This window comes from Dietzia massiliensis, assembly GCF_018390595.1.
Taxonomy (GTDB): Bacteria; Actinomycetota; Actinomycetes; order Mycobacteriales; family Mycobacteriaceae; genus Dietzia; species Dietzia massiliensis.
Window position 1 is genome coordinate 1 of record NZ_JAHBAV010000219.1, and the last position, 431, is coordinate 431.

Consider the following 431-nt stretch of genomic DNA (forward strand, 5'->3'; position numbering starts at 1 on the left):
GTTTAGCACAAGTTCCAGAGGGGCGTAGAATTTTTGCTCAATTATCAGTTGAAGATAATTTGGAAATGGGTGCTTATTTAAGAACTGATAAAATCGGAATTGAAAGAGATTTAGAAAACATTTATAATAAATTTCCTCGTTTAAAAGAGCGTAAACACCAATTAGCTGGAACATTATCTGGTGGGGAACAACAAATGCTTGCAATGGGAAGAGCTTTAATGTCACGTCCAAAGTTATTGTTATTAGATGAACCATCAATGGGTTTATCACCAATTTTAGTTAATGAAATTTTTGAAATAATAAAAGAGATAAATAAAGATGGAGTAACTATTTTCTTAGTTGAGCAAAATGCTAATAAAGCATTATCTATAGCTAATCGTGCATATGTTTTAGAAACAGGAAAAATTACTATTTCTGGAGAAGCATCAGAT

Annotated in this window: 1 protein-coding gene; it reads left to right on the forward strand. The window is 31.1% G+C overall.

Annotation, left to right across the window (positions count from 1 at the left end):
- A partial coding sequence (locus KHA85_RS20330) for an ABC transporter ATP-binding protein (RefSeq protein ID WP_213186688.1) occupies positions 1 to 431 on the forward strand: 431 nt, incomplete at both ends.